Raw genomic sequence first — 25,216 nt, 5'->3', positions numbered from 1 at the left:
GGGGTGGGGTGAGGGTGGCGGCGGCGGTGGTCTCGGTCAGCCCGTAGCCCTCGAAGATCCCGATGCCGGCGCCGGCGTAGAAGGCGGTGAGCCGGGTGCCCAGTGGTGAGCCGCCGCTGATGACGTAGCGGACGCGGCCGCCGAGGGCGGCCCGGATCCGGCGGTAGACGAGCGGGTCGTAGAGGGCGTGGGCGGCGCGCAGCCGCGGCCCGGGGCCGGGTCCGGTGCGGGACAGCACGGCGGCCGCGGCCTCGGCGTGGTCCCGGGCCACGGCGGCCGCGCGGTCGAAGGTCCCGGCGCGGCCGAGCCGTTCCGCCGTCGCCCGGCCGGTGTTGTAGATCTTCTCCAGGACGTAGGGGATGGCGAGGAGGAACGTCGGCCGGAACCCGGCCAGATCGGCACGGAGTTCGTCGCTCCGGATGGCGTCGGTATGGCCCAGGCGCACCCGGGCGCGGATGCAGCCGACGGCGACCATGCGGCCGAAGACGTGCGCGAGCGGCAGGAAGAGCAGGGTGGAGGCGGGTTCCTTGCTGACGGACGTGAAGACGGGGTGGAGCAGCGCGATCGCGTTGTCGACCTCGGCGAAGAAGTTGGCGTGGGTGAGGACACAGCCCTTGGGGCGACCGGTGGTGCCGGAGGTGTAGATGAGGGTGGCGATGTCCTCGGGGGTGCGGGTGGCCAGGCGTTCGGTGATCACGCGGTCGGGCAGGTCCCGTCCGGCGGCGATGAAGCGCGCCACGGCTCCGGTGTCGAGCTGCCAGACGTGGGCGAGGGCGGGTAAGTCGGGGCGGGCGGCGGCGACCAGGCGGAGCTGCTCGGGGGTCTCGACGACGCACGCGGCGGCGCCGGAGTCCTGGAGGATCCAGCGGACCTGGTGGCCGGAGGAAGTGGGGTAGACGGGGACGGTGACCAGGCCGGCGGCCCAGGCGGCGAAGTCCAGGAGCGTCCACTCGTAGCGGGTGCGGGCCATGACGGCGAGCCGGTCGCCGGGCCGCAGTCCATGGGCGACGAGGCCCTTGGCGACGCCGCGCACCTCGGCGGCGAAGCGGGCGGCGGTGATGTCGCGCCAGAGGGCGGGGGCACGGCCGGGGCCGGGTTCCTTGCGGCTGACGGCGACGGCCTGGGGATCCTCGGCCGCGTTGGCGAAGGGCAGATCGCCGAGCGTTCCGTAGTGGACGCGCGGGGCGAGGGCGGGGACGGCCGCCTCGCGGACGGTCCCGGCGACGGCGGTCGTACGGGGCGGGACGAGCGGCGGGGGCGCGGCGGCGCCGGGCGTTACGGACACGTGCGGCTCCTGTTCGGGACGGCAGGCGAACGACAGGCGAAACCGGCAGGCGACATTACTCGGCAGTAGAACCCTGGCCGTAAAGGTACGCCCGCGAGCCCACGGCGGCCACCCCTTCTCTCTAGTCCTTACGGCCGGTCCACCCCTGCCCGTTTTGCCGATACATGACGCGTTGCGCCCGAAATAGCGTTTCCCGCATCGGGTCGCCGCACGGGCGGCGCCGACCCCCAGGAGAGGAGACCGATCCCATGAACACCACCACCCAGCGCACCGCGTTCCGTACCGCCGTAGCGGGCACCGTCCTCGCCGGCGCCGTCGCGGTCCCCTCCGCGGCCTTCGCCGCCGACACCGCGCCCGCGCCGACGGGCCAGGTCAAGAGCGGCGGCACCCGGCCGGCGGGGGCACGGACGGTCGACATCGGCGGCGGCGTGGAGGCCGAGATCAAGGACGGCAAGGCCTACCTGAAGGAGATCGGCAGCGGGAAGGTCTTCGCCGTGCTCGCGAAGGGCCAGAGCTACACCGACGGCATCTACGTCCACTTCGACGGCACGAACGTGACCGCGCGGACCCAGGGCGACAGCGAGCCGGAGAAGAAGGCCTGGGCGAAGCCGGGCGGCGCGAAGAAGGCCGACGCGAAGCCGGGCGGCGCGAAGCCCGACAGCGCGAAGCCGGACGGCGCGACGTTCCCCAAGGGCGGTGTCGCCGCGGGCGAGGCGCCGCGCGGACGGACGGCGGACACCGACCCCGCACTGATCGGCGGAGCGCTGGCGGCGGCCGGTGTCCTCGGCGGTGCCGGCGTCCTCGTCGCCCGCCGCCGGCGCACCGACGGCTGACCGGCCGACGGCTTCCCGGCCGACGGCTTCCCGGCCGACGGCTTCCCGGCCGGCGGCCGACGACTTCCCCGGGCCTGGGGAGGCCCCGGGGAGGAGGGGGGACGGCTCAGGGCCGGGCGGCGTGTGTCCAGCGCCGTCCGGCCCTGAGGTTCTCCAGCCCCACCCAGGCGACGTTCATCAGGGTCGCCGCGGTCTCCTTCGCCGAGGGGACGGCGCCCGTACGGGTGTTGGCCCACCCGGCGAGCGACTCGGCGGCGCCCACGAGCGCGTGCGCCAGCCCGGAGGCCTCGTGTCCGGCGAGGGCGGCGCTCCCGTCCCCGCCCGCGCCCTCGGCGGCGGTGGCGGCGATGAGCCGGGTGACGAGGCCGACCATCTCCTGCCGCAGCTCGCCCACCACGGGCGCGAACGGCTCCCCGTTCGTCCGGGCCTGGCAGCTGAGCACCGACCAGCCGTCGGGGTGCTCGGCGGTGTGGGCGAAGAAGGCACGCAGCCCGTGCCACAGCCGGTCGTCGGCGGAGGCGCCGGGCGCGATCGCGGCCCGCACCGAGGCCATCAGGGCGTCGGCCTCGCGGCGGACGCAGGCGCCGAAGAGGTCCTCCTTCGAGTTCAGGTACAGATAGACCAGCGGCTTGGAGGCACCGGCCAGTTCGGCGATCTCGTCCATGGACGCGGCGCGGTAGCCGCGCCGGGCGAAGACCTCCACCGCGGCGTCGAGCATCTGCCTCTCGCGCACCTCCCGCGGCATCCGCCGGATCTTCCCGGTGCCGCGTTTGCGCCGGGGAACCGGCTCCTGTGGCGGCGCCCCGCCCCCCGGCCCGGCGGCGCCGTCGCGCGTGGTGTTCTCCGCGGCTTCCGCTGCCCTTGCGACCTGTGCGTTACTCACGACCGTCACGACAAAGAATCCCTCCCCCCCGTCACACTACCGGCAGGTAATATCACGGGGAGGAGGGACGTCAAGGGCCGGGAACGAGCCTCCGGGGGGCCGGACGGCCCTTTCCCACCGGTCCGTCAGGCCGCGACGGGCGCGGTGCGCGCCCCGGCGACGGGCTCGTCCTCCAGGTGGGAGCCGTCGGCCGAGTCATAGGCGGCGCGGTCCAGGATCTTCTCCCGGGAGGCCACGATGATCGGGATCACCGACTGACCCGCGACGTTCGTGGCGGTGCGCATCATGTCCACGATCGGGTCGATCGCCAGCAGCAGGCCCACGCCCGCCATCGGCAGGCCCAGCGTCGAGAGCGTCAGCGTGAGCATCACGGTGGCGCCGGTGAGGCCGGCGGTCGCGGCCGAGCCGATGACGGAGACGAAGGCGATCAGGATGTAGTCCTTGACCTCCAGCGGCACGTCGAAGACCTGGGCGACGAAGATCGCGGCGATGGCCGGGTAGATCGAGGCGCAGCCGTCCATCTTGGTCGTCGAGCCGAAGGGCACCGCGAAGGACGCGTACTCCTTGGGCACGCCGAGCCGCTCGGTGACCTTCTGGGTGAGCGGCATGGTGCCGACGGAGGAGCGGGAGACGAAGGCCAGCTGGATCGCGGGCCAGGCGCCCTTGAAGAAGCGCAGCGGGTTGACCTTGGCGACGGTCGCGAGGAGCAGCGGGTAGACGCCGAACAGCACGATGGCGCAGCCGACATAGATGTCCGCGGTGAACGTCGCGTACTTGCTGAGCAGGCCCCAGCCGTAGGTGGAGATGGCGGTGCCGACCAGGCCGACCGTGCCCAGCGGGGCGAGCTTGATGACCCACCACAGGGCCTTCTGCAGCAGCTCCAGCACGGAGTGGCTGAAGGTGAGGACCGGCTGGGCCTTCTCACCGGTCTTCAGGATCGCGATGCCGACGACCACGGCCATGAAGACGATCTGGAGGACCTTGAGCTGGGTGAAGGGCGTGACGATGTCGGTGGGGATGATCCCGGTGAGGAAGTCGAGCCAGGAGCCGTGCTTCTTGGGCTCGGCGCCGTCGGCGGCGGTGAGGCCGGTGCCGGCTCCCGGGTCCGTGATCAGGCCGATCGCCAGGCCGATGACGACCGCGATCAGCGACGTGATCATGAACCACATCAGGGTGCGGGTGGCCAGCCGGGCGGCGTTGGAGACGTTCCGCAGATTGGTGATCGAGACCAGGATCGCGAAGAACACCAGCGGCGCGATGACCAGCATCAGCAGCTGGACGAAGGTGTCTCCGACCCTGCCCAGCGTGGAGCCGAGCCAGCCGATGTCACCGCTCTTGGCGGCCCAGCCGAGCAGGGCGCCCAGGACGAGGCCGAGGAGGATCTGGGCCCAGAAGGGCACGTTGAGGATGCGGGATATGCGCCCGCGCGAGGCGGCCGCCGTGGGGGACGGTGACGTCGACATGCCGATTACCGTAACACTCATGCTTTGAGCAACCCAAAGAACTTCTTTGAGGCGCACGGTCGCCGAAACGCGCCTGCGCCCTGCGCTGGAGCGGGAGTTCCAGGGCAGGGCGCAGGCGCGCGTATGTCGTATATGTGAGGAGTGTTACTGAGCCGCTGTTGCTGAGCGGCCGTTACTGGGCCGCGTCCTCCTGGCCCGCGTTCGCGGCCATCTTGGCCTTCGCGCGGTCCACCCGGTCCACGATCTGCTCGGACATGGCGTCCCGCTGCTTGCGCAGCAGGACCCAGCTCAGCGGCGCGGAGAGGATCAGGGCCAGCAGGATCATCCAGACCAGGTTGGAGTCGCCGACCCCGAGCGGGATGACGTGCGCGTAGCACAGCCCCCAGACCACGGCGAAGCAGGCGACCAGCAGGCCGAGCCGCAGGGCGGTGTAGCGGAGCGACGCGAACTTCTGGCTACTCACGGACGGGACCTTCTTCTCGACGACAACCGAAACGTGCAATTCCAGTAGTACAGCACGCCCAGAAGTGGATCTCAGACCCGCATCGGCTGCGGCGACTCCCGCAGCGAGGCGTCCGGGCCCGGGTACTCGCGGATGGTCTCGTAACGGGTGTTGCGCTCCACCGGGCGGAAGCCGGCCTCGCGGATGAGGTCCAGCAGGTCGTCACGGGTGAGCTTGTTCGGCGTGCCGTAGTTGTCGGCGTCGTGAGTGATCTTGTACTCGACGACCGAGCCGTCCATGTCGTCCGCGCCGTGCTGCAGCGCGAGCTGGGCGGTCTGCACACCGTGCATCACCCAGAACACCTTGACGTGCGGGACGTTGTCGAACAGCAGCCGGGAGACGGCGAAGGTCTTGAGCGCCTCGGCGCCCGTCGCCATCGAGGTCCGCGCCTGGAGCCGGTTGCGGATCTTGCCGTCCTTCATGTCCACGAAGTCGTGCTGGTAGCGCAGCGGGATGAAGACGTGGAAGCCACCGGTCTCGTCCTGCAGCTCACGCAGGCGCAGCACGTGGTCCACGCGGTGGCGCGGCTCCTCGATGTGCCCGTAGAGCATGGTGCAGGGGCCCTTGAGGCCCTTGGAGTGGGCGAGGCGGTGGATGCGCGACCAGTCCTCCCAGTGGGTGTCGTGGTCGACGATGTGCTGCCGCACCTCCCAGTCGAAGATCTCCGCGCCACCGCCGGTCAGCGACTCCAGACCGGCGTCGATCAGCTCGTCGAGGATCTCGTCGGCGGGCATCCCGGAGATCTTCTCGAAGTGCTGGATCTCGGTGGCAGTGAAGGCCTTCAGGGAGACGTTCGGCAGCGCTTCCTTGAGCGCGCGCAGGGAGCGCGGGTAGTAGCGCCAGGGCAGCGTGGGGTGGAGGCCGTTGACGATGTGGAGCTCGGTGAGGTTCTCGCTCTCCATGGCCTTGGCCAGGCGCACGGCCTCCTCGATGCGCATCGTGTACGCGTCCTTCTCGCCCGGCTTGCGCTGGAACGAGCAGTACGCGCACGACGCCGTGCACACATTGGTCATGTTGAGGTGACGGTTGACGTTGAAGTGGACGACGTCACCGTTCTTCTGCGTCCGGACGTGGTGGGCGAGCCCGCCCAGCCAGGCCAGGTCGTCGGACTCGTAGAGGGCGATGCCGTCCTCGCGGGTGAGCCGCTCGCCCGCGTAGACCTTCTCCTCGAGCTCACGCTTGAGTCCAGCGTCCATGCGTCCGCCCTCTCCGATACTTCCGATTTCGCGACTTCGTCGAGCCTACTCCCCCGCGCTCACACGTCCTCGGGCAGCTCACCCACGCGGTTCTCCCACTTGGTGGAGAGCACGATCGTGGTGCGGGTGCGGCTGACGCCCTTGGTGCCGGAGAGCCGGCGGATGGTGCGCTCCAGCCCGTCCACGTCGCCGACCCGGACCTTGAGCATGTAGGAGTCGTCGCCGGCGATGAACCAGCAGTCCTCGATCTCCTCCAGGTCCCGCAGCCGGCGCGCCACGTCCTCGTGATCGGCGGCGTCCGAGAGCTGGATGCCGATCAGGGCGGTGACGCCCAGGCCCAGCGAGGCCGCGTTCACGGTCGCGCGGTAGCCCGTGATGACGCCCGCCGCCTCCAGACGGTTGATCCGGTCCGTCACGCTCGGCCCGGACAGGCCGACCAGCCTGCCCAGCTCCGCGTACGAGGCCCGGCCGTTCTCCCGCAGCGCCTGGATGAGCTGCCTGTCCACCGCGTCCATAGCCTGGCACCTTTCAATAATCAGCGAACTCGCCGGTTTCAGTGTAGAATCTAAGGCGTACGGGGCTCTAGACCCCGAAAATCTTTCACCAGATCAGCGAATCAACGACGATCCTTCGATCTCTCAGGAGTGAAGAACCCGTGTACTCGATCGAGATGGCCTACGCCCGCATGCGCGAGCTCCAGGACCTGGCCAACCGCTCGCGTGCCCACCAGCCCACCCCGGCCCCGCGCGCCGTGGCGAAGCTCCGCCTCCCGCGCGCGAAGAAGAGCTAGCCCTCCGCACGAGCGCTCGCTCCACCGAGCTCTCCTTCCCAGCGGCGGTACAGCCGGTGCGGCACTCCCGCCGCGTCCAGCACCCGCCCGGCGACGAAGTCCACCAGATCCTGGATGTGCGTCGCCCCCGCGTAGAACGCCGGCGAGGCGGGCAGCACCACGGCTCCCGCGTCGTCGAGCGCCACGAGCTGCCGGAGCGTCTGCCCGCTGAGCGGTGTTTCCCGCACCGCGACGATCAACGGCCGGCGCTCCTTCAGCGTCACGCTCGCCACGCGCTGGAGCAGATCCTTCGAGAGCCCGAGCGCCACTCCCGCCACACAGGCGGTGCTCGCCGGGACGATCAGCATCCCCTTGGCGGGGTACGAGCCGGAGGACGGCCCGGCGGCGAGATCCCCGGCCGCCCAGTGGCGGACGTCCGCCAGGGCCGCCTCGTCGACGGCGAAGTGCTCCTTGCCGTCCGCGCCCAGCGCGAGCCAGCTCGCGAGGTCCCGCTCCCAGTGCCCGTCCCGGAAGCGGATCCCGGTCTCGTCCAGCAGCGTCAGCCGGGCGGCCCGGCTGACCACCAGGTCCACCGCCTCCCCGGCCGCCAGCAGACCGCGCACCACGGCGGCCGCGTAGGGTGTCCCGGACGCGCCGGAGACCCCGACCACCCAAGGCCGGCGTCGCTTCGTGTGTTCGTACGGCTCCACGGGATCGAGCCTATCCGGACACCGCGGGCGGTCCGGCCGGTGTCCCGGACGGGGGTGGCCGGGCGCGCGTCTTGACGGCGTCTTGGCGGAATAGTCCTTTGACATGCCTATTCGTCCTGGACTTAAGTGACCTTCGTATAAACGGAACGGTCCAGGGGGAACGTCATTCACACCACGCGCAAGGGTCTGGCCGCCGCCGGCTGCGTCGCTCTCGTCGCCGCCGCGTCCGTCGCCTGCGACCCCACCGAGAAGCTGAGCCCCGAGGCGAAGGTCGAGCGGGCCTTCGACAAGCTGGGCGGCCAGAAGGCCGTCACCGCGGACTTCGGCTTCGACGCCGGCGCCGACAAGCTCTACGAGGCGCTGAAGGGCGAGGACGACTTCCAGCGCTCCGACGCCGAGACGCTGGCGGGCCTGCGGCTCTCCTTCGCGATCAGCAACGACAAGCCGCTCAAGGACGTCAAGGACGGCGACAAGAACGGCGCCGTGAGCTTCAAGCTCGCCAAGAAGGACGCCGACAAGCCGCTGGTCGAGTTCCGCGGTGTGTCGCAGAAGCTCTATGTGCGTGGCGACATCAAGGCCCTCGCCGAGTTCGGCGAGAAGAGCGAGAAGCGCAAGAGCGCCAAGGGTGCCAAGGGCAAGCAGGCCCTCGACGAGCTGCTGAAGAAGGCCGACCAGCTCCCGCCGTCCCTGGACGCCGTCAAGGGCGCCGTGAAGGGCGACTGGATATCCCTGGACACCAAGTCCTTCGAGGAGTTCGGCAAGTCCTTCGGCAAGGACAAGGGCGGCTCGAACAGCGGCTCGCTGAGCGACTCGCTCGACTCCAAGACCCAGAAGCAGGCCCTGGAGGCCATGCGCAAGGCCCTGACCGACAACGCCAAGTTCGCCGACGCGGGCTCCAAGGGCGGCGCCGACCACATCAAGGTCACCGTCAACGCGAGGACGGTCGGCAAGAAGGTCGTCGAGGGCCTCAAGCCGCTGAAGGACAAGCTCGGCGACAAGCGCTTCGACAAGTTCTCCAAGTGGGAGGACGCCCCGGACAAGGACGTCGACGTCGACGTGGCCGTCAAGGACGGCATGCTCTCCGCCCTGTCCTTCGACGCCGGCAAGCTCGACAAGGAGGCCAAGGGCGAGCTGCCGGTGACCATCGGCTTCAAGGGCGGCTCGGAGAAGATCGAGGCCCCCGCCGGCGCCAAGGAGCTCAAGCCGCAGGACCTGATGGGCGCGGCCATGTTCGTCTTCATGGGCGACGCCAAGAACGGCGGCGCGAAGAGCCCGTTCGGCTCCGACGCGAACAGCCCCTTCGCCGGGGGCGCGCAGGACCCGTTCAGCAAGTCCGTCTGACGCCTCGCGCACGCGACGAAAGGGCGGCCCACCGTGTTCGGTGGGCCGCCCTTTCCGCGTGGGTGTTCAGACCGTCAGACCGCGCACCAGCAGGTCCAGCAGGGCGCACACGAAGAGCGCGATGCCGATGAAGCCGTTCACGGTGAAGAACGCCCGGTTCAGCCGGGACAGGTCGTGCGGCTTGACGATCGTGTGCTCGTACAGGAACGCCGCCGCGACCACGACCAGGCCCACCCAGAAGAACACGCCCGCGTGCGTCGCCAGCGCGTACCAGACCAGCAGCGCCGTGGTGACGACATGACAGACCCGGGCGCCGTACAGCGCGGCCGGGATGCCGAAACGGGCCGGGGTGGACTTCACCCCGTGGGCACGGTCGGCGGCCACATCCTGGCAGGCGAAGATCAGGTCGAAGCCGCCGATCCACACGCCGACCGCCAGCCCCAGGATCACCGCGTCCCAGGACCACTCCCCCGTCACCGCCAGCCACGCGCCCACCGGGCCCATGGCCTGGGCGAGCCCCAGGATCGCGTGCGGGAAGTCGGTGAAGCGCTTGCCGTACGGGTAGACCACCATCGGGACCACCGCGATCGGCGCGAGCGCCAGGCACAGGGGATTGAGCAGCGCGGCGGCGCCGAGGAAGAAGACCACGGCCACCCCCGCCCCGGTCCACGCCGAGCGCACCGACACCGCGCCCGTGACGATCTCCCGGTTCGCCGTGCGCGGGTTACGGGCGTCGATCTCCCGGTCGATGATGCGGTTGCAGGCCATCGCGAACGTGCGCAGCCCCACCATGGCGACGGTGACCAGCAGCAGCCGCACCCAGTGGATGTTCTTGTCGAGCTGGAACATCGCCGTCAGGGCGGCGATATAGGCGAAGGGCAGCGCGAAGACCGAGTGCTCGATCATGACGAGGCGCAGGAACGCCTTCGTCCGGCCCGGCTGGGCGACGGCGGCCGTGGTCACAGCCCGTACTCCTTCCACCGGCGGTCGACCTTCGCCGCCGTCTCCGGGTCCGACTCGACCATGTGCGGCCAGCCCCCGTCGCGCGTGTAGCCCTCCTCGGGCCACTTCGCGGTCGCGTCGATGCCCGCCTTGCCGCCCCAGAACTGCTGGTAGGAGGCGTGGTCGAGATGGTCCACGGGGCCCTCGACGACGGTCAGGTCACGGGCGTAGTCCGTGTTGCCCAGCGCGCGCCAGGCCACCTCGTGGAGATCGTGGACGTCGCAGTCGGAGTCCACCACGATGATCAGCTTGGTCAGCGACATCATGTGCGCGCCCCAGATGGCGTGCATGACCTTCTGGGCGTGCTTGGGGTACTTCTTGTCGATCGAGACGATCGCGCAGTTGTGGAAGCCGCCGGCCTCCGGCAGGTGGTAGTCCACGATGTCCGGGACGATCACCTTCAGCAGCGGCAGGAAGAACCGCTCCGTGGCGCGCCCCAGCGGGCCGTCCTCGGTCGGCGGGCGGCCGACGACGATCGACTGGAGCAGCGGGCGCCGCCGCATCGTGACGCAGTCGATGGTGAGCGCCGGGAAGTCCTCCTGCGGCGTGTAGAAGCCCGTGTGGTCGCCGAACGGGCCTTCTGGCAGCATCTTGCCCGGTTCCAGCCAGCCCTCGATGACGACTTCCGCGTTCGCGGGGACCTGGAGGGGGACGGTCTTGCAGTCGACCATCTCGATCCGCTTGCCCTGGACGAAGCCCGCGAAGAGGTACTCGTCGATGTCGCCGGGCAGCGGCGCGGTGGACGCGTACGTCACGGCCGGCGGGCAGCCGAAGGCGATGGCGACCGGCAGCCGCTCACCGCGCTTGGCGGCCACCTGGTAGTGGTTGCGGCTGTCCTTGTGGATCTGCCAGTGCATGCCGATGGTGCGCTTGTCATGGCGCTGGAGGCGGTAGAGGCCGAGGTTGCGGACGCCGGTCTCGGGGTGCTTGGTGTGGGTGAGGCCCAGGTTGAAGAAGGAGCCGCCGTCCTCGGGCCAGGTGAAGAGCGCCGGGAGCTGGTCGAGGTCCACGTCGTCGCCGGTGAGGACGACCTCCTGGACGGGCGCGTCCTTGACCTTCCGCGGCGGCACGTGCGCCATCGCGCCGAGCTTGCCGAAGGCCTCGCGCATGCCGATGAAGCCCTGCGGGAGCTCCGGCTTGAGCAGCCCGCCGATCTTCTCGCTGATCTCCTCGTAGGAGGTCAGACCGAGTGCCTTGAGGAGCCGGCGGTCGGTGCCGAAGACGTTCATGGCGAGCGGCATGGCCGCGCCCTTGACGTTCTCGAAGAGCAACGCGGGCCCGCCCGCTTTGTTCACTCTGTCGACGATCTCCCCGATCTCCAGGTACGGGTCGACTTCGGCCTTGATGCGCTTGAGATCGCCATCGCGCTCCAGTGCCCGGAGGAACGAGCGAAGATCGTCGTAAGCCATACGTTCCAGTATCGAGCACGCACTACCCTGGAGCCGTCACGGGGGCCGCGAAGCGGCCCGAAGCACCGCACCCCGGGGGCCGCCGCCATGCTCAGGTATCTGCCGTTCCTGCTGATCCTGGCACTGTGGATCTACGCCTTCATCGACTGCCTCAACACGCCCGAGAACGAGGTGCGGGGCCTGCCGAAGCTGGCGTGGGTGTTCGTCATCCTGCTCTTCGGCGAGGTCCTGGTGGGCCCGGTGGCCTGGCTGGTCGCGGGGCGCCCCCGCGCCCGTACCCGCCCGGCGCCGGGGCGCTGGGTGGCGCCGGACGACAATCCCGAGTTCCTGCGCTCGCTGCGGCCCGACGAGGACGGCCCGAAGGGCTAGCCCGGCCCCTCCCGGTACCGCTCGCGCAGCTCGCGCCAGCGGTCGAGCGTCCATCGCGACCAGTCGGCGGGCTGCCCGCCGAGGGCCTGCAGCAGGTACTCGAAGTGGTGGTGCCAGCCGGCCAGGCAGTCCAGGCGCACGTCGTCGGGCCCGGCCAGCTCATTGGTGAAGTGCAGCAGCGTCCCGCCGACGCCCAGCGGCCCGGGCTCCAGCTCGAAGCGGACCCGCCCGTGGATGTCGACGGTGTACTCCACCAGCCGTTTGGGCTCCCAGGCCGTCACCCGCCCCGGGGCCACCGTGGCATGGCCCCGCTCGTCCGTGTTCTGCCAGCGCAGCGTGATCGCCCCGCCCTCGCGCGGCTCGAACGGATCGGCGACGGCCAGCCAGGTCGGCAGCCCGTCGGGCGTGGCGATCGCGTCCCACACCTCGTCGACGGGGTACGGGATCGACAGCTCGTAGCGCAGGGTGTGGACGTCGCCCTTGCTCTCGGACGCGCCGTAGGGGGAGGGGATCTCCATACGTCCACGTCTAACACGGTCAGGCGCGGGGCGCGCGGCGGTCGCGGGGCCAGAGGGACGTGTCGATGGCGGCCTTCGGGTGAGGCAGGGTGAACGTGGAGCCGAAGGTGTAGACGACCTCGTCGATGTACGTGCCTTCGCGCGGGTCGTGGTGAACGTGCACAAGCCCTGACTTCGGGTCGACAATGAGGTACGTGGGTACCCCGGCAACGGCATAGACGTTCAGCTTGGCCTCATAATCCGCGCGGCGACTGCCCCGGGAGACGACCTCGGCCACGAACTCGACGTCCCGGTAATCGTGGTTACCGGCGTCGTCCTCTTCGGCACCCTCCTTCACGAGCGCCACATCCGGCGCGAATCCGTTGAGATGCCCGGGGAAGTCGACCCGCACGTCCCAGAGAACGTTCGCGTTCCGGCCGAGCGTGTCCGCCAACGACATGGTCAGCAGCTGGATGATCCGGGCATGCACCTTGCGCTGCGGATTCATGACGATCTCCCCCTCGATGATCTCCACCCGGTAGTCCGCAGGCAGATTGAGGTTCTCGATCTCGTCAAACATCGCGTCGAGCTCAGCCGAGTCCCGTACAGCCGCCATCCGGCACCTCCCCTAGTCGCATTCGAGTCTATGGACGCATACCGGCCTCCGCTCGCACAAAGGCCCGCTTCCCCCGGACGGGGGAAGCGGGCCTTTACACACAGCGCTGTGGTGGATCAGACGCCCGCGTACGAGTGCTTGCCGCTCAGCAGGATGTTCACGCCGTAGTAGTTGAAGAGGTAGCAGGCGAAGGCCAGCAGGGCCAGGTAGGCGGCCTTGCGGCCCTTCCAGCCGGCGGTGGCGCGGGCGTGGAGGTAGCAGGCGTAGGCGACCCAGGTGATGAAGGACCAGACCTCCTTGGGGTCCCAGCCCCAGTAGCGGCCCCAGGCGGCCTCGGCCCAGATCGCGCCCGCGATGATCGTGAACGTCCACAGCGGGAAGACGGTCGCGTTGATGCGGTAGGCGAACTTGTCGAGCGTGGCGGCCGAGGGCAGGCGGGAGAGGACGTTGCCCCAGGCGCCGTCCGCGTCGCGGCCCGCCGCGAGCTTGGCCTCGTAGGAGTCGCGGAAGAGGTAGAAGAGCGAGGAGGTCGCGCCCACCCACAGCGCCGCGCCGGAGATGATCGCGCAGGAGACGTGGATCCACAGCCAGTAGGAGTGGAGCGCGGGCACCAGCTGGTCGCTGTCGGTGTAGAGCACGGACACCGCGAGGCCCAGGTCGAGGAGGATCGACGTGGTCAGCGGCAGGCCCAGCCAGCGGACGTTCTTCTTCGCGACGAGCAGGCCGAGGTAGACGGCCACGGCGGTCATGCCGAAGGTCGTGGAGAACTCGTACATGTTGCCCCACGGCGCCCGCTGCACCGACAGCGCGCGGGTGAGGACGCCGCCCGCGTGGAGCGCGAAGGCCAGCACCGTCAGCGAGACCGCGATCCGGCCGTACAGGTCGCCCTTCTCGCTGCCGCCGGCCGCGCCGGGGCCGTCGGGCACGTCACGGCTGCCGGGGGCGGCGCGCGTGACGACCTCGGGGCGCTCCAGGACGGCCGTGCCGCCGCCCTGGGCCTTCTTGACCGTGACGGTCACGGACGACGAGCGGGCGGCCTCCGCGGTGATCGCGGCGGCGGTGCGGCCGACGGTGCTGCGGCTGCCGAAGACCCACTCGGTGATGTGCGCGAGGAAGGCCAGGGTGTAGACGGCCATGGCCGAATAGATCAGCACATTGCTGATGTTGGCCAGGTTCTCGTTGGTTGCGGCGGCGAGATTCACGCGCGCGCTCCTTCGGACGGTTCGGCGGGGTCTTCGGCGGCCTCGTCCGCGGCTCCGGCGGATTCGGCCGTGGCGGGCGGGGCGTCGGGCTGGAGGGCGGCGGCGAGGGAGGCGAGCTCCTCGGGCAGCCGGGCGGACTCGCTGCGGCCGAGGCCGGCCAGCTCCACGACCGTGCGGCCGTCGGCGCCGGCCGTGGCCCGCACCCAGACCCGGCGGCGCTGGATGAACAGCGAGCCGGCCAGGCCCAGCAGCGCGGCGACGGCGCCGCTCAGGGCGAGCTCGTTGCCGGGCTTCTGGGAGACCTGGAAGGTGGCCCACTCCTTGATGGTGTCGAAGTGCAGCGTGCCGCCGTCGGGGAGCGTCATCGTGTCGCCGACCTTGAGCAGCTTGGCGAAGGGCGAGCCGTCCTTCTCCTTGAACTGCTTCATCTTGGTCACGTCGAGCTGGTAGACGTTCTGCGGCACGCCGGAGTCGGTGCCGAGGCTGCCGGTGTAGGCGGTGAGGACCAGGGCGGGGTTGTCCAGCGCGGGGAACTGGGAGGCCATCATCCCGGTCTTGAGGTCCAGGGTCGGCACGAAGTTGCCCTTGAAGCCGATCTGGGTCTTGTTGCCGTCCTTGTCCCGGTAGTCGCCGACCTTGGCGACGGTGGTCTCGGTGACGTTGCTGTCCAGCGGCAGCGAGGGCATCGGGCCCCGGAAGGCGATGTTCCCCTGGCCGTCCTTGACGGTCACCATCGGGGCGTAGCCGTGGCCGATGAGGTAGACCTTCGAGCCGCCCGTCTCCAGCGGCTCGTTCACCTTGACGGTGGCCTTGCGGGCCGGGCCGTCGGCGCCCTCGTAGTAGGTGATGTGGGCCGCGTAGTCGCGCGGGGTGCCCTTCTGGGGGCCGGTGCGCTCGTAGGACCCGGAGAAGCTGTCCAGGTAGAAGCTGAACTTGTCGAGGTCGTCCGGGCGGAAGAGGGAGCCGGACTTGAAGTCGTCGTACTGGGTGAGGGTGTTCGAGAAGCCGTCGCCCTCGACGACGAGCTTGCCGCCCTCGGACTTCCACAGCTGGCCGGAGGCGAAGGCCACCAGCAGGGCGATCAGGGAGATGTGGAAGAGGAGGTTGCCGGCCTCGCGCAGATAGCCCTTCTCGGCGCCGACGGAGCTTCCGTTCCGCTCGACGCGGAAGCGGCGGCGCTTGAGGAGCCTCTCGGCCGCCGCGACCACCTGCTCGGGCTCCGCGTCCGTGTGCCAGGTGGCGTGGGCGGGCATCCGGGTCAGGTTGCGGGGGGCGGCCGGCGGGCGGCCGCGCAGCTGGCCGACGAACTGCCAGGTGCGCGGGACGATGCAGCCGATCAGCGAGATGAACAGCAGGATGTAGATCGCGGAGAACCACACCGAGCTGTAGACGTGGAAGAGCCCCAGCTTGTCGTAGATCGACGCCAGGGTCTCGTGGTCGTCCTTCCACTGCTGGGCCTTGAGCGCGTCGACGCTGGTCTGCGGGACGAGCGAGCCGGGGATGGTGGCCAGGGAGAGCAGGAAGAGCAGGATCAGCGCGACCCGCATCGAGGTCAGCTGCCGCCAGACCCAGCGCACCCAGCCGGTGGCCTCCCGGGCGGTCCAGGCGAGCGCGCCGAGGAGGCCGGGCCTGCGGACGCCGCCGAAGGAGCCGGGCACCGCCTGGCCGTCACCGGCCTTGTCCTCGGCGGGGGCCGTGGACAGGGCCGACACCGCCGCCTCGTCCGTCACGGCGGTGTCGGTGCCGGTATCGGTGTCAGTACCGGTATCGGTGCCGGTTCCGCTGGAGTCGTTGGTCTTGGCCATTGATCAGATCCCGGGGGTGTAGCGCGACGACCACGTCTGGAGGTCCTGGACCATGCTGTCCCACAATCCTGTGACCAGGAGCAGGCCGACGGCGACGAGCATGCCGCCGCCGAGGCGCATGACCCACACGTAGTGCTTCTTGACCCAGCCGAAGGCGCCGAGCGCCCGCCGGAAGGCGATCGCGGCGAGGACGAAGGGCAGTCCCAGGCCCGCGCAGTAGGCGACGGTGAGCAGCGCGCCGCGGCCGGCGCTGGCCTGGTTGATGGCGAGCGAATTCACGGCCGCCAGCGTCGGCCCGATGCACGGGGTCCAGCCCAGGCCGAAGAGCACCCCGAGCAGGGGCGCCCCGGCCAGGCCCATCGTGGGCCGGGTGTGGAAGCGGAACTCGCGCTGGCCGAAGAGGTTGAAGGCGCCCATGAAGCCCAGGCCGAGCACGATCGTCAACCCGCCGAGGACGAGGTTGATCGTCCCTTTGTAGCTCTGCAGCGTGTTGCCGAAGAAGCCGAACAGCGCGCCGGTGGAGACGAAGACGGCCGAGAAGCCCAGGACGAACAGCGAGGACCCGGCGAGCATCCGGCCCCGCCGGGCATCGGCGAGGTCCGCGCCGCCGACCCCGGTGACATAGGAGAGGTAGCCGGGCACGAGCGGCAGCACGCACGGCGAGAAGAAGGAGACGAGACCGCCGAGCACCGCCACCGGCAGGGCCAGCAGCAGCGCTCCGGAGAGCACCGTCTGGTTCACGTCGCCGGCGGCGGCGAGCGTGGTGAGCACAGGAGTCCCGGTGGTCACGGGGTCACTTCTCCGCGACCAGCGGGTCGAGCGTCCTGCGCAGGTCGTCCTCGCTCAGCGCCTTGAGCGCGCGGGCCGCGATCTTCCCGTCCCGGTCGATGAAGACCGTGGAGGGGATGGCCTGCGGGTTGAGGCTGCCGTTGGGGAAGCGCAGCAGGAGCTTGCCGGCGGAGTCGTAGAGGCTCGGGTAGGGAACCTTGAACTCCTTCTCGAAGGCGATCGCCGGGGCCGGGTCGGGGTCGCGGGTGTCGAGGCCGACGAACTCCACGCCCTTGTCCTTGTACGCGTTGGCGACGGTGACGAGGTTCTTGGCCTCGGCCCGGCAGGGCGAGCACCACGATCCCCAGACGTTAAGGACGACGATCTTTCCCTTGTACGCCTCGGCGATGTCGAGTTCCTTGCCGTCGAGGGTCTTCCCGGACAGGTCCGGCGCCGCCCGGCGGCCGCCGCGGTCCTTGACGACGTCCACGCCGCCCTCGCCCTGGACGAACTGGGTCTGTCCCCCGCCGCCCGAGCTGCCCCCCGAGCCGCAGGCACTGAGCGTCAGCGCCGCCGCGATGGCGACGACAGCGGCCGGCACGGTGGAACGACGGCGGGAAAGTGGGCGTCGAAAGGCGCGGCGGGCACTCATGTGAAAAGTTTCGCATGGGCAGTTTAGGGATCTTCCGCACCCCCCTCGGAGTCGTCACGTCCCTTGGTGCTCGCGGGAGCCGTGGGCACGTCGCCGCCCTTGGGCCCCACGGGCACCTCTCCGGCCTTCGGCCCGACGGGCGCCTCGCCGCGCGGCGCGGGCGTGTCGCCCCGGTTCCACGGCCGGTTGCCGCTGCCGCCACCGCCACCGCCGCCCGCCCGGGAGTGCCACTTCTCGCCCACGTCGAGCCGGCGCAGCTGGTCGAGGACGGCCGGGCTCTGGACGTCGAGCCAGTCCACGAACTGCCGGAAGGACACGATCCGGACGTCCTTGCGCTTGTCGTCCGCCATGTACTTGAACGCCTCCTCCACGGCGTCCATGTAGATCCCCCCGTTCCATTCCTCGAAGTGGTTGCCGACGAAGAAGGGTGCCCTATTGGTCTCGTACGCCCGGTCGAATCCGGCGATGTACGACTCGACGGCCTGCCGCCGCCAGCCCGGGTAGTGGGCGGGCACGCCCCGCGTCGTGTTCTTCGACTGGTTGGCGAGGATGTTGTAGTCCATGGACAGGACCTCGAAGGAGTGACCCGGGAAGGGCATCTGCTGGAGCGGCAGGTCCCACAGGCCGTGCTTCTTGCGGGGCCACACCTGCTCCCCGCCCGAGGAGCTCGCGTCGTAGCGCCAGCCCAGCCGCCGGGCGGTCGGCAGCAGGCCGTCCTGGTTCAGCAGACAGGGGGTGCGGCCGCCGATGAGCTCCTTGCGGTAGTCGAAGGGCAGCGGCTCGAGATCGGTGAAGCCGGTGAGGGTGCGCCAGCGGGTGACGAAGGAGACGGCCTGGTCGATCTCCGACTCCCAGTCCTCGGGCGTCCAGTGCGCCACCGAGCCATGGCCCGAGCAGAAGTGCCCGTTGAAGTGGGTGCCGATCTCATGGCCCTCCAGCCATGCCGCGCGCAGGTTCTTCAGGGTCGCCCGGATGTGCTCGTCGGAGAGGTAGCCGATGTCGGAGGCGCCGGGCGCGTTGTTCGGCCCTTCGTACATCTTCTGCTTGGACTCCGGCAGCAGATAGATGCCGGAGAGGAAGAACGTCATCCGGGCGCCGTGGTCGTGGGCGAGCTTGCGGAAGCGGGGGAAGAGACCGTTGCCGACCTCCCCCGCCCCGTCCCACGAGAAGATCACGAACTGCGGCGGCTTCTCCCCCGGCTCCAGCGGCACCGGCCTCGCCGGCTGGTTGGGCTGCGGCCCGGTGTCGGCCGTGGAGCCGTCACCGATCAGCCGCGTCCGGGCCTTCGCCTCCGCGCTCGCCCGCGCCTTGGGGCGGGTGCCCGTGCCGGAGGTGCCGGACGGCCCGTCCGAGCAGCCGGCCATCGCGCCCAGCGCGGTGGCCGTGCCCAGGCTCACGCCCAGTCCGAGCAGGCTGCGTCGGCTCAACTCGCGCATGTCGGCTCCGTCCGTGCTCGCGGCCCCATACCATACGCCGTCCATATAAATGGACATTAGGGGTGACGGCACGGCGGATTACGACGGTTGCGCTGTTTTCCCGGTCTTTACGGGTGCATTCGGATAAAAAACGGCGCGGACGCGCCGGGGATCGCACCCCGGCGCACCCGCGCCGCCGTTCACACTCCGGATCGAGTCACGCTCCGGATCGAGTCACACTCCGGATCGAGCCCTCAGGCCCCGAACGCCTTGGACCCGCCCTTGACCGGCTTCGCACCGGCCAGCAGATGCTTCGGCACCAGATCCCGCGCCGGCTCGCTGTACCCCACCGAAACGATCTTGTCGCCCCGGTAGGTGAACGTCGTCAGGCTCGCCAGCGTGCACTGCCGCTTCCGCGGGTCGTGCCACAGCCGGCGCCGCTCCACGAAGCTCCGCACGATCCAGATCGGCAGCTGATGGCTGACCAGCACCGCCTCATGCCCGCGCGCCGCGTCCTTCGCCGCGTCCAGCGCGGCCATCATCCGCACCACCTGCTCGATGTACGGCTCGCCCCACGACGGACGGAAGGGGTTCGTCAGGTGCTTCCAGTTCGCCGGCTTGCGCAGCGCGCCGTCACCCACACCGAAGGTCTTGCCCTCGAAGACGTTCGCCGCCTCGATCAGCCGCTCGTCCGTCGCCAGGTCCAGACCGTGCGCCTTGGCGATCGGCGTCGCCGTCTCCTGCGCCCGCTCCAGCGGCGACGCGACCACGTACGTCACGTCCCGGTCCGCCAGATGCTCGGCCACCCGGTCCGCCATCCGGTGCCCCAGCTCCGACAGGTGGTACCCAGAGCGGCGCCCGTAGAGCACGCCCTCCGGGTTGTGCACCTCGCCGTGGCGCATCAGATGGACGACCGTGATGTCACCCGTACCGCTCACTTGCCCTCCTCCGTCGCCTCGGCCGCCGCGCGCGCCGCCGCCGGCAGCGCCGCCGCGACCCGCTCGATCGCCGCCGCGTCATGCGTCGTCGACACGAACCACGACTCGAACGCCGACGGCGGCAGGTACACACCCTGCGACAGCATCGAATGGAAGAAGGCGTTGAAACGGAACGCCTCCTGCGCCTTCGCCTCGGCGTAGTTCGTCACCTCGGACTCGGTGAAGAACACCGAGAACATGTTGCTCGCCGTCTGGAGCCGGTGCGCCACACCCGCCTTCGTCAGCGCCTCCGTCACCAGAGAGCCGATCTCCGCCGCGACCGCGTCCACCCGCTCGTACGCCGCGTCGTCCAGCAGCCGCAGCTGCGCCAGGCCCGCGGCCGTGGCCACCGGGTTACCGGAGAGGGTGCCCGCCTGGTACACCGGGCCCGCCGGGGCCAGGTACGCCATCACATCGGCGCGGCCGCCGAAGGCCGCGGCCGGGAAGCCGCCGCCCATCACCTTGCCGAAGGTCATCAGGTCCGGCTCGACGCCGTCGACCCCGAACCAGCCGGCCCGGCTCGTCCGGAAGCCCGTCATGACCTCGTCGGAGATGTACAGCGCGCCGTTCTCCGCGCAGGCCGCCTTCAGGCCCGCGTTGAAGCCCGGCAGCGGCGGGACCACGCCCATGTTGCCCGGCGACGCCTCCGTGATCACACAGGCGATCTCGCCCGGGTGCGCCCGGAAGGCCTCGCGCACGGCCTCCAGGTCGTTGTAGGGCAGCACGATCGTCTCGCCGGCCTGCGCGCCGGTCACGCCCGGGGTGTCCGGCAGCCCGAAGGTCGCCACACCGGACCCCGCCGCGGCCAGCAGCGCGTCCACGTGACCGTGGTAGCAGCCGGCGAACTTAATCACCTTGGCGCGGCCGGTGAAACCACGCGCCAGCCGGATGGCCGACATCGTCGCCTCGGTGCCCGAGGACACCAGCCGCACCTGCTCGACCGGCGCGACCCGCGCGACGATCTCCTCCGCCAGCGCGACCTCGCCCTCACCGGGCGTGCCGAAGGACGTGCCGCGCGCCACGGCCTCCTGCACCTTGGCGATCACCTCGGGGTGGGAATGGCCGAGAATCATCGGCCCCCACGAACACACGAGGTCCACATATTCCCGGCCATCCGCATCGGTCAGATACGGACCGGTGCCGGAGACCATGAACCGGGGCGTACCGCCCACGGCGCGGAACGCGCGCACCGGAGAGTTCACGCCACCGGGCGTCACGACCGACGCACGGTCGAAGAGCGTCTGCGAGACTGGGGCCGTATATGGGTAGCTCATGCTAGCCATGGTCTCAGAGCCCCCCGGCGAGTCGTGCCCGGGCGTTTCGCACGTCGTCTACGGGGGAGGTCTCTGAGACGATGATCGGGTTGCGCGGCGGGGGCTGTGCTGCCTCAATGTGCGGTCGGGCAATGTGCGGTCGGGTGGAGATATGCATCGCGGTGGCGGACTGGGCGAAGGCACGGACGACCTGGGCCCCGAGCGAGCCGAGCGCGCCAACAAGGGGCGGCACCGGCGCCGGGAAGAACGACGCGACGAACGGCGCGAAGAGCGACACGAAGAGAGCGGTGCGAGCAGGAGTGGCCGGGTGGGGGTGACCTACAAGTACTTCGGGGCACCGAACGGTGCGACCGCTGCCCGCGTCCCCATCTCCATGCGCCCCGAGGAGCTCGGCGGTGACGAGCTGGGCATGGGCGGGATGTTCACCAGGATCAAACCGGAGACCGTGGCCGCCATGGTCCTCACCGGCATCGAGGGCATACCCCTGCACAAGGTTCCCCCGCTCGAACTGGTCGTTCTCCACCCCGACTACGCGGTCGTCAAGCTCCCCATGACCGTCGTCGACCCGCTGCGCGGAATTGGCGAGGAATCGGTGGGCGCGGCGGCCTTCATCTGGTCCACGGTCCCCGACCGCGGCGGCCCGCGCGACGCCTTCGAGGTCTACCAACTGCTCCACGAATGGCAGGACTTCTCCCACCGGCTGCACGAGGCCGGCCACCAGCCCTACTGCCTGGTCTGGCCGTGACGGACCGGATCGCCCACAGCCACCCATAACCTGACACCCATGCTCAATCTCCGCTCCATCGCCCTGTTCGTCCTCGCCGCGCTCCTGGAGATCGGCGGCGCCTGGCTCGTCTGGCAGGGCGTCCGCGGCAGCGTTCCCGGGCATGGGCGGGGCTGGGTGTGGATCGGCGCCGGGATCGCCGCCCTGGGCGCGTACGGCTTCGTCGCCACGCTCCAGCCGGACGCCCACTTCGGCCGGATCCTCGCCGCGTACGGCGGCGTCTTCGTCGCCGGCTCGCTGGCCTGGGGCATGGTCGCCGACGGCTACCGCCCCGACCGCTACGACGTCATCGGCGCGCTGGTCTGCCTCGCCGGCGTCGCCGTGATCATGTACGCCCCTCGCGGCCGCTGACCGGCCGGGCCCGGTCCCCCATGCCCGGGCCCCTATGCTGCGGATAGACCCCAGCCGCCCCAGGAGGCCCACCATGAGCACCCGCACCGCAGTCATCACCGGCGCGAGCAGCGGCATCGGCGCCGCCACCGCCCGGCGGCTGGCCGCCGACGGCTTCCGCGTCGTGCTCACCGCCCGCCGCGAGGACCGCCTGACCGCCCTCGCCGAGGAGCTGACCGCCGCGGGCCACGACGCGCTCGTCCACGTCCTCGACGTCACCGACCGCGCCGCCGTCGACGCCTTCGCGCGCACCCTGGACCGGGTCGACGTCCTGGTGAACAACGCCGGCGGCGCCATCGGCACCGAGACCGTCGCCACCGCCGACCCCGCCGACTGGCGCACGATGTACGAGACCAACGTCCTGGGCACCCTCAACGCCACCCAGGCGCTCCTCCCCCGCCTCGTCGAGGCCGAGGGCACGATCATCGTCCTCTCCTCCACCGCGGGCCTCGCCACCTACGAGGGCGGCGGCGGCTACGTCGCCGCCAAGCACGGCGCCCACGTCATCGCCGAGACCCTCCGCCTGGAGCTGTGCGGCAAGCCCGTGCGCGTCATCGAGATCGCCCCCGGCATGGTCAAGACCGACGAGTTCGCCCTCACCCGCTTCCGCGGCGACAAGGACCGCGCCGAGTCCGTCTACGCGGGCGTCGCCGAGCCCCTGACCGCCGACGACATCGCCGACACCATCGGCTGGACCGTCTCCCGCCCCGCCCACGTCAACATCGACCTCCTGGTCGTCCGCCCCCGCGCCCAGGCGTCCAACTACAAGGTCCACCGCGAGCTGTGACCCCAACCGCGCTTGGCGGGGTCAGCCCTTCACGCAGACGATCTGCTTGAGCTTCGCCACGACCTCGACGAGATCCCGCTGCTGCTCCATGACCTGCTCGATCGGCTTGTAGGCGGCCGGGATCTCGTCCACCACGCCACGGTCCTTGCGGCATTCGACGCCCCGCGTCTGCTCCGCCAGATCCCGCTCGGTGAACAGCTTCTTCGCCTTGTTACGGCTCATCCGGCGGCCGGCGCCGTGCGAGGCGGAGTTGAACGAGGCCTCGTTGCCCAGGCCGCGCACGATGTACGAGCCGGTGCCCATGGAGCCCGGGATGATGCCGAACTCGCCGCCGCCCGCGCGGATCGCGCCCTTACGGGTGACCAGCAGGTCGACGCCCTCGTAGGTCTCCTCCGCCACATAGTTGTGGTGACAGGAGATGACCGGCTCGAACATCGGCTTGGCCTTCTTGAACTCCTTGCGGACCACGTCCTGGAAGAGGGCCATCATGATCTCGCGGTTGTGCCGCGCGTACTCCTGCGCCCAGAACAGGTCGTGCCGGTAGGCCGCCATCTGCGGGGTGTCGGCGATGAAGACCGCCAGGTCGCGGTCGACCAGGTTCTGGTTGTGCGAGAGCTTCCGCGCCTCGCCTATGTGGTACTCCGCCAGCTCCTTGCCGATGTTGCGGGAGCCGGAGTGGAGCATCAGCCAAACAGAACCTGTCTCATCCAGACAAAATTCAACAAAGTGGTTCCCCCCGCCGAGCGAACCCATCTGCTTCAGCGCCCGACTCTGACGGAATTTGACCGCTTCCGCGACCCCGTCGAACCGCCCCCAGAAGTCGTCCCACCCGGCCGTCGGCAGCCCGTGCAGCCGGCGCGGGTCCACCGGGTCGTCGTGCATCGCGAAGCCCACCGGGATGGCCTCCTCGATCTTCGAGCGCAGCCGGGAGAGGTCGCCCGGGAGATCGTTGGCGGTCAGCGAGGTCTTCACCGCCGACATGCCGCAGCCGATGTCGACGCCCACCGCCGCCGGGCACACCGCGCCCCGCATGGCGATCACCGAGCCGACCGTGGCGCCCTTGCCGAAGTGGACGTCGGGCATCACGGCGAGACCCTCGATCCACGGCAGCGTGGAAACGTTCCGCAGCTGCTGCATGGCGACGGGCTCCACCTGAGCCGGGTCGGCCCACATGCGGATCGGTACCCGGGCGCCGGGCACCTCGGTGTACGTCATAACTACCTCATTCCCCCGAAAAGTGTGGATAAAGCAAAAGCCGGACCTCTCACCTCATCCACGACAGCGGGACGGCGGGCGCGGCAGCGCTTGCGGTACACATTGTGTCCAGTCGCCACCCAGCGGCGACAACCGGTTTTCCGGTGGGTTTCGGGTGAGAGGAGCCACGGACAGTGCAGCGGAGGGCGTACGCACCGGCAGCCGCACTGGCGTCGGCGGCAGTGCTGTCGGCGGTGCTCACCGGGTGCGGCGGAGGGGCCGGGTCCGGTGGCGGGGGCGAGGATCCCAAGCCGGGGCAGGCCGGGTCGTCGGCGGGCGCGGCGGTGCCCGGGAAGTACCACAGCCTCCCCGAGCCGTGCGGCTACGTCGGCCGGGACACGCTGCGGCGGATGCTGCCCGGCGTGGGGGACGGCGACGAGGAGGAGGCCAAGCGGCTCCTCCAGGGCCAGGCGGCGATCACCTATGACACCGACCGCCGCGTGGGCTGCCGCTGGAAGCTGGAGACCGCCAACGGGACCCGCCACCTGTCGGTCGACTTCGAGCGCGTGGTCTCGTACCAGCCGGGCGTGAGCGACGAGAACCGGGCCAAGCAGCTGTACCAGCGCCAGGCCACCGCCGCGCACATCCCCAACGCCACCCCCGCCCCCACGGCGTCCGCGAGCCCCGGCGGCAGCCCCGGCGGCAGCCCGTCCGCGAGCGCCCGTACCGCCGCTCCCGGGCCCGGGCCGCAGCTGGGGGACGCCACCGTCGCGCCGATGACCCCGTCGGCCGCCCCCTCCGCCGACCCCAAGCTGGCCCCGCGCGTCCTCGACGACCTGGGGGACGACGCCTTCGTCGACGACAAGCTGGCGACGACGGGCTCGGGGGTGCACCGCGATGTGAAGGTGGTCTTCCGGGCCTCGAACGTGCTGGTCACCGTCGCCTACGACCAGTGGACGACGGACGCCCTCCACATCCCGAGCAGCCAGGACCTCCAGGGCAAGGCCCATGGCCTCGCCCGTGAACTCGACGCGGGCCACTTCGGGAACTGAGGGAACCGAGGGAACCACCGGTGGGAACCAAGGGGGCGCGT

General features: G+C 70.4%; 28 protein-coding genes. 8 read left to right on the top strand and 20 right to left on the bottom strand.

Annotated elements, in window-relative coordinates; all coding sequences use genetic code 11:
• Positions 1-1,285 (bottom strand): long-chain fatty acid--CoA ligase (locus tag K6I33_RS01925; RefSeq protein WP_229347885.1); only part of this gene is annotated, 1,285 nt, incomplete at its 3' end.
• A gap of 248 nt (positions 1,286-1,533) precedes the next feature.
• On the opposite strand from K6I33_RS01925, the gene K6I33_RS01920 reads away from it, so the two are divergent.
• Positions 1,534-2,118 (top strand): hypothetical protein, encoded by a 585-nt coding sequence (locus tag K6I33_RS01920; RefSeq protein ID WP_229347884.1) that lies wholly within the window; start codon positions 1,534-1,536, stop codon positions 2,116-2,118.
• Between the two features lie 106 nt (positions 2,119-2,224).
• Here the strand turns inward: K6I33_RS01920 and K6I33_RS01915 are convergent, their stop codons facing one another.
• From K6I33_RS01915 to K6I33_RS01895, 5 genes are all read right to left on the bottom strand, one after another.
• Complete coding sequence (locus K6I33_RS01915; protein ID WP_229347890.1) at positions 2,225-2,863, bottom strand: TetR/AcrR family transcriptional regulator; 639 nt, start codon at positions 2,861-2,863, stop codon at positions 2,225-2,227.
• A 263-nt stretch (positions 2,864-3,126) separates the two neighbouring features.
• The gene (locus tag K6I33_RS01910) at positions 3,127-4,464 is read right to left on the bottom strand and encodes a dicarboxylate/amino acid:cation symporter (RefSeq protein ID WP_229347883.1); all 1,338 of its coding nucleotides are present in this window, start codon (positions 4,462-4,464) and stop codon (positions 3,127-3,129) included.
• A gap of 172 nt (positions 4,465-4,636) precedes the next feature.
• On the bottom strand, positions 4,637-4,927 hold the full coding sequence (locus K6I33_RS01905; RefSeq protein ID WP_229347882.1) for a DUF4229 domain-containing protein: 291 nt from the start codon (positions 4,925-4,927) through the stop codon (positions 4,637-4,639).
• Between the two features lie 71 nt (positions 4,928-4,998).
• A complete protein-coding gene (gene mqnE / locus K6I33_RS01900; RefSeq protein WP_229347881.1) occupies positions 4,999-6,162 on the bottom strand; it encodes an aminofutalosine synthase MqnE in 1,164 nt (387 codons plus the stop codon).
• A 59-nt stretch (positions 6,163-6,221) separates the two neighbouring features.
• Positions 6,222-6,677 carry an Lrp/AsnC family transcriptional regulator gene (locus K6I33_RS01895; protein WP_126914801.1) on the bottom strand — a complete coding sequence of 152 codons (456 nt, stop codon included), beginning with the start codon at positions 6,675-6,677 and terminating at the stop codon, positions 6,222-6,224.
• 140 nt (positions 6,678-6,817) lie between these two features.
• On the opposite strand from K6I33_RS01895, the gene K6I33_RS35910 reads away from it, so the two are divergent.
• Positions 6,818-6,952 (top strand): hypothetical protein, encoded by a 135-nt coding sequence (locus K6I33_RS35910; RefSeq protein ID WP_275126609.1) that lies wholly within the window; start codon positions 6,818-6,820, stop codon positions 6,950-6,952.
• Here the strand turns inward: K6I33_RS35910 and K6I33_RS01890 are convergent.
• Entirely contained in the window at positions 6,949-7,641 is a 693-nt protein-coding gene (locus K6I33_RS01890; RefSeq protein ID WP_229347880.1) for a UbiX family flavin prenyltransferase, read from the bottom strand. The genes K6I33_RS35910 and K6I33_RS01890 overlap by 4 nt on opposite strands.
• 483 nt (positions 7,642-8,124) lie before the next feature.
• On the opposite strand from K6I33_RS01890, the gene K6I33_RS01885 reads away from it, so the two are divergent.
• Positions 8,125-8,982, top strand: a complete 858-nt coding sequence (locus tag K6I33_RS01885) for a hypothetical protein (RefSeq protein ID WP_229347879.1) — start codon at positions 8,125-8,127, stop codon at positions 8,980-8,982.
• A 66-nt stretch (positions 8,983-9,048) separates the two neighbouring features.
• Here K6I33_RS01885 and mqnP read toward each other — a convergent pair whose 3' ends face one another.
• Entirely contained in the window at positions 9,049-9,945 is an 897-nt protein-coding gene (gene mqnP / locus K6I33_RS01880; protein WP_308297017.1) for a menaquinone biosynthesis prenyltransferase MqnP, read from the bottom strand.
• A complete protein-coding gene (locus K6I33_RS01875; protein WP_229347878.1) occupies positions 9,942-11,393 on the bottom strand; it encodes a menaquinone biosynthesis decarboxylase in 1,452 nt (483 codons plus the stop codon). Before K6I33_RS01875 ends, mqnP begins: the two co-directional genes overlap by 4 nt.
• 87 nt (positions 11,394-11,480) lie before the next feature.
• Between K6I33_RS01875 and K6I33_RS01870 the strand changes: the two genes are divergently transcribed.
• Positions 11,481-11,762 (top strand): PLD nuclease N-terminal domain-containing protein, encoded by a 282-nt coding sequence (locus K6I33_RS01870; RefSeq protein WP_229347877.1) that lies wholly within the window; start codon positions 11,481-11,483, stop codon positions 11,760-11,762.
• Here the strand turns inward: K6I33_RS01870 and K6I33_RS01865 are convergent.
• From K6I33_RS01865 to K6I33_RS36230, 10 genes are all read right to left on the bottom strand, one after another.
• Positions 11,759-12,280, bottom strand: a complete 522-nt coding sequence (locus K6I33_RS01865; protein WP_229347876.1) for an SRPBCC domain-containing protein — start codon at positions 12,278-12,280, stop codon at positions 11,759-11,761. The genes K6I33_RS01870 and K6I33_RS01865 overlap by 4 nt on opposite strands.
• A 19-nt stretch (positions 12,281-12,299) precedes the next feature.
• On the bottom strand, positions 12,300-12,875 hold the full coding sequence (locus K6I33_RS01860) for a Uma2 family endonuclease (RefSeq protein WP_229347875.1): 576 nt from the start codon (positions 12,873-12,875) through the stop codon (positions 12,300-12,302).
• Between the two features lie 116 nt (positions 12,876-12,991).
• Complete coding sequence (gene ccsB, locus K6I33_RS01855) at positions 12,992-14,077, bottom strand: c-type cytochrome biogenesis protein CcsB (RefSeq protein ID WP_229347874.1); 1,086 nt, start codon at positions 14,075-14,077, stop codon at positions 12,992-12,994.
• A complete protein-coding gene (locus tag K6I33_RS01850; protein WP_229347873.1) occupies positions 14,074-15,882 on the bottom strand; it encodes a cytochrome c biogenesis protein ResB in 1,809 nt (602 codons plus the stop codon). Before K6I33_RS01850 ends, ccsB begins: the two co-directional genes overlap by 4 nt.
• Before the next feature lie 3 nt (positions 15,883-15,885).
• Entirely contained in the window at positions 15,886-16,671 is a 786-nt protein-coding gene (locus tag K6I33_RS01845; protein WP_229347872.1) for a cytochrome c biogenesis CcdA family protein, read from the bottom strand.
• A gap of 4 nt (positions 16,672-16,675) precedes the next feature.
• Positions 16,676-17,302, bottom strand: coding sequence for a TlpA disulfide reductase family protein (locus K6I33_RS01840; protein WP_229347871.1), 627 nt, complete (start codon positions 17,300-17,302; stop codon positions 16,676-16,678).
• A gap of 23 nt (positions 17,303-17,325) precedes the next feature.
• Positions 17,326-18,738, bottom strand: coding sequence for a hypothetical protein (locus tag K6I33_RS01835; RefSeq protein WP_229347870.1), 1,413 nt, complete (start codon positions 18,736-18,738; stop codon positions 17,326-17,328).
• Between the two features lie 233 nt (positions 18,739-18,971).
• Complete coding sequence (locus tag K6I33_RS01830) at positions 18,972-19,619, bottom strand: histidine phosphatase family protein (RefSeq protein ID WP_229347888.1); 648 nt, start codon at positions 19,617-19,619, stop codon at positions 18,972-18,974.
• Positions 19,620-19,651: 32 nt separating this feature from the next.
• Positions 19,652-20,977, bottom strand: coding sequence for a glutamate-1-semialdehyde 2,1-aminomutase (gene hemL / locus K6I33_RS01825; protein ID WP_229347869.1), 1,326 nt, complete (start codon positions 20,975-20,977; stop codon positions 19,652-19,654).
• Between the two features lie 4 nt (positions 20,978-20,981).
• Positions 20,982-21,245 (bottom strand): hypothetical protein, encoded by a 264-nt coding sequence (locus tag K6I33_RS36230; RefSeq protein ID WP_229347868.1) that lies wholly within the window; start codon positions 21,243-21,245, stop codon positions 20,982-20,984.
• 30 nt (positions 21,246-21,275) lie between these two features.
• Here K6I33_RS36230 and K6I33_RS01815 point away from each other — a divergent pair, with 30 nt between their 5' ends.
• The 3 genes from K6I33_RS01815 (at position 21,276) to K6I33_RS01805 (ending at position 22,929) form a co-directional block, all read left to right on the top strand.
• Positions 21,276-21,713, top strand: coding sequence for a hypothetical protein (locus K6I33_RS01815; RefSeq protein ID WP_229347866.1), 438 nt, complete (start codon positions 21,276-21,278; stop codon positions 21,711-21,713).
• 39 nt (positions 21,714-21,752) lie between these two features.
• Complete coding sequence (locus tag K6I33_RS01810) at positions 21,753-22,103, top strand: YnfA family protein (protein ID WP_229347865.1); 351 nt, start codon at positions 21,753-21,755, stop codon at positions 22,101-22,103.
• 73 nt (positions 22,104-22,176) lie between these two features.
• Positions 22,177-22,929, top strand: coding sequence for an SDR family NAD(P)-dependent oxidoreductase (locus tag K6I33_RS01805; RefSeq protein WP_229347864.1), 753 nt, complete (start codon positions 22,177-22,179; stop codon positions 22,927-22,929).
• Positions 22,930-22,950: 21 nt separating this feature from the next.
• Here K6I33_RS01805 and K6I33_RS01800 read toward each other — a convergent pair whose 3' ends face one another.
• Positions 22,951-24,144 carry an RtcB family protein gene (locus K6I33_RS01800; protein ID WP_229347862.1) on the bottom strand — a complete coding sequence of 398 codons (1,194 nt, stop codon included), beginning with the start codon at positions 24,142-24,144 and terminating at the stop codon, positions 22,951-22,953.
• 173 nt (positions 24,145-24,317) lie between these two features.
• On the opposite strand from K6I33_RS01800, the gene K6I33_RS01795 reads away from it, so the two are divergent.
• Positions 24,318-25,175, top strand: coding sequence for a hypothetical protein (locus K6I33_RS01795; protein ID WP_229347860.1), 858 nt, complete (start codon positions 24,318-24,320; stop codon positions 25,173-25,175).
• The last annotated feature ends 41 nt before the right edge of the window (positions 25,176-25,216 follow it).

Origin of the sequence: Streptomyces sp. UNOB3_S3 (genome assembly GCF_020740895.1) — a bacterium.
Lineage (GTDB): Bacteria > Actinomycetota > Actinomycetes > Streptomycetales > Streptomycetaceae > Streptomyces.
The sequence above is the reverse complement of the archived record's forward strand: the minus strand, read 5'-3'. Positions and strand labels throughout refer to the sequence as shown.

Coding starts and splice junctions, on each gene's coding strand:
- K6I33_RS01920 (WP_229347884.1), top strand. CDS start 1,534: ATGAACACCACCACCCAGCGCACCGCGTTCCGTACCGCCGTAGCGGGC.
- K6I33_RS01915 (WP_229347890.1), bottom strand. CDS start 2,863: ATGCCGCGGGAGGTGCGCGAGAGGCAGATGCTCGACGCCGCGGTGGAG.
- K6I33_RS01910 (WP_229347883.1), bottom strand. CDS start 4,464: ATGTCGACGTCACCGTCCCCCACGGCGGCCGCCTCGCGCGGGCGCATA.
- mqnE (WP_229347881.1), bottom strand. CDS start 6,162: ATGGACGCTGGACTCAAGCGTGAGCTCGAGGAGAAGGTCTACGCGGGC.
- K6I33_RS01895 (WP_126914801.1), bottom strand. CDS start 6,677: ATGGACGCGGTGGACAGGCAGCTCATCCAGGCGCTGCGGGAGAACGGC.
- K6I33_RS01875 (WP_229347878.1), bottom strand. CDS start 11,393: ATGGCTTACGACGATCTTCGCTCGTTCCTCCGGGCACTGGAGCGCGAT.
- K6I33_RS01870 (WP_229347877.1), top strand. CDS start 11,481: ATGCTCAGGTATCTGCCGTTCCTGCTGATCCTGGCACTGTGGATCTAC.
- K6I33_RS01865 (WP_229347876.1), bottom strand. CDS start 12,280: ATGGAGATCCCCTCCCCCTACGGCGCGTCCGAGAGCAAGGGCGACGTC.
- K6I33_RS01860 (WP_229347875.1), bottom strand. CDS start 12,875: ATGGCGGCTGTACGGGACTCGGCTGAGCTCGACGCGATGTTTGACGAG.
- K6I33_RS01850 (WP_229347873.1), bottom strand. CDS start 15,882: ATGGCCAAGACCAACGACTCCAGCGGAACCGGCACCGATACCGGTACT.
- K6I33_RS01840 (WP_229347871.1), bottom strand. CDS start 17,302: ATGAGTGCCCGCCGCGCCTTTCGACGCCCACTTTCCCGCCGTCGTTCC.
- K6I33_RS01835 (WP_229347870.1), bottom strand. CDS start 18,738: ATGCGCGAGTTGAGCCGACGCAGCCTGCTCGGACTGGGCGTGAGCCTG.
- K6I33_RS01830 (WP_229347888.1), bottom strand. CDS start 19,619: ATGCGCCACGGCGAGGTGCACAACCCGGAGGGCGTGCTCTACGGGCGC.
- hemL (WP_229347869.1), bottom strand. CDS start 20,977: ATGGCTAGCATGAGCTACCCATATACGGCCCCAGTCTCGCAGACGCTC.
- K6I33_RS01810 (WP_229347865.1), top strand. CDS start 21,753: ATGCTCAATCTCCGCTCCATCGCCCTGTTCGTCCTCGCCGCGCTCCTG.
- K6I33_RS01805 (WP_229347864.1), top strand. CDS start 22,177: ATGAGCACCCGCACCGCAGTCATCACCGGCGCGAGCAGCGGCATCGGC.
- K6I33_RS01800 (WP_229347862.1), bottom strand. CDS start 24,144: ATGACGTACACCGAGGTGCCCGGCGCCCGGGTACCGATCCGCATGTGG.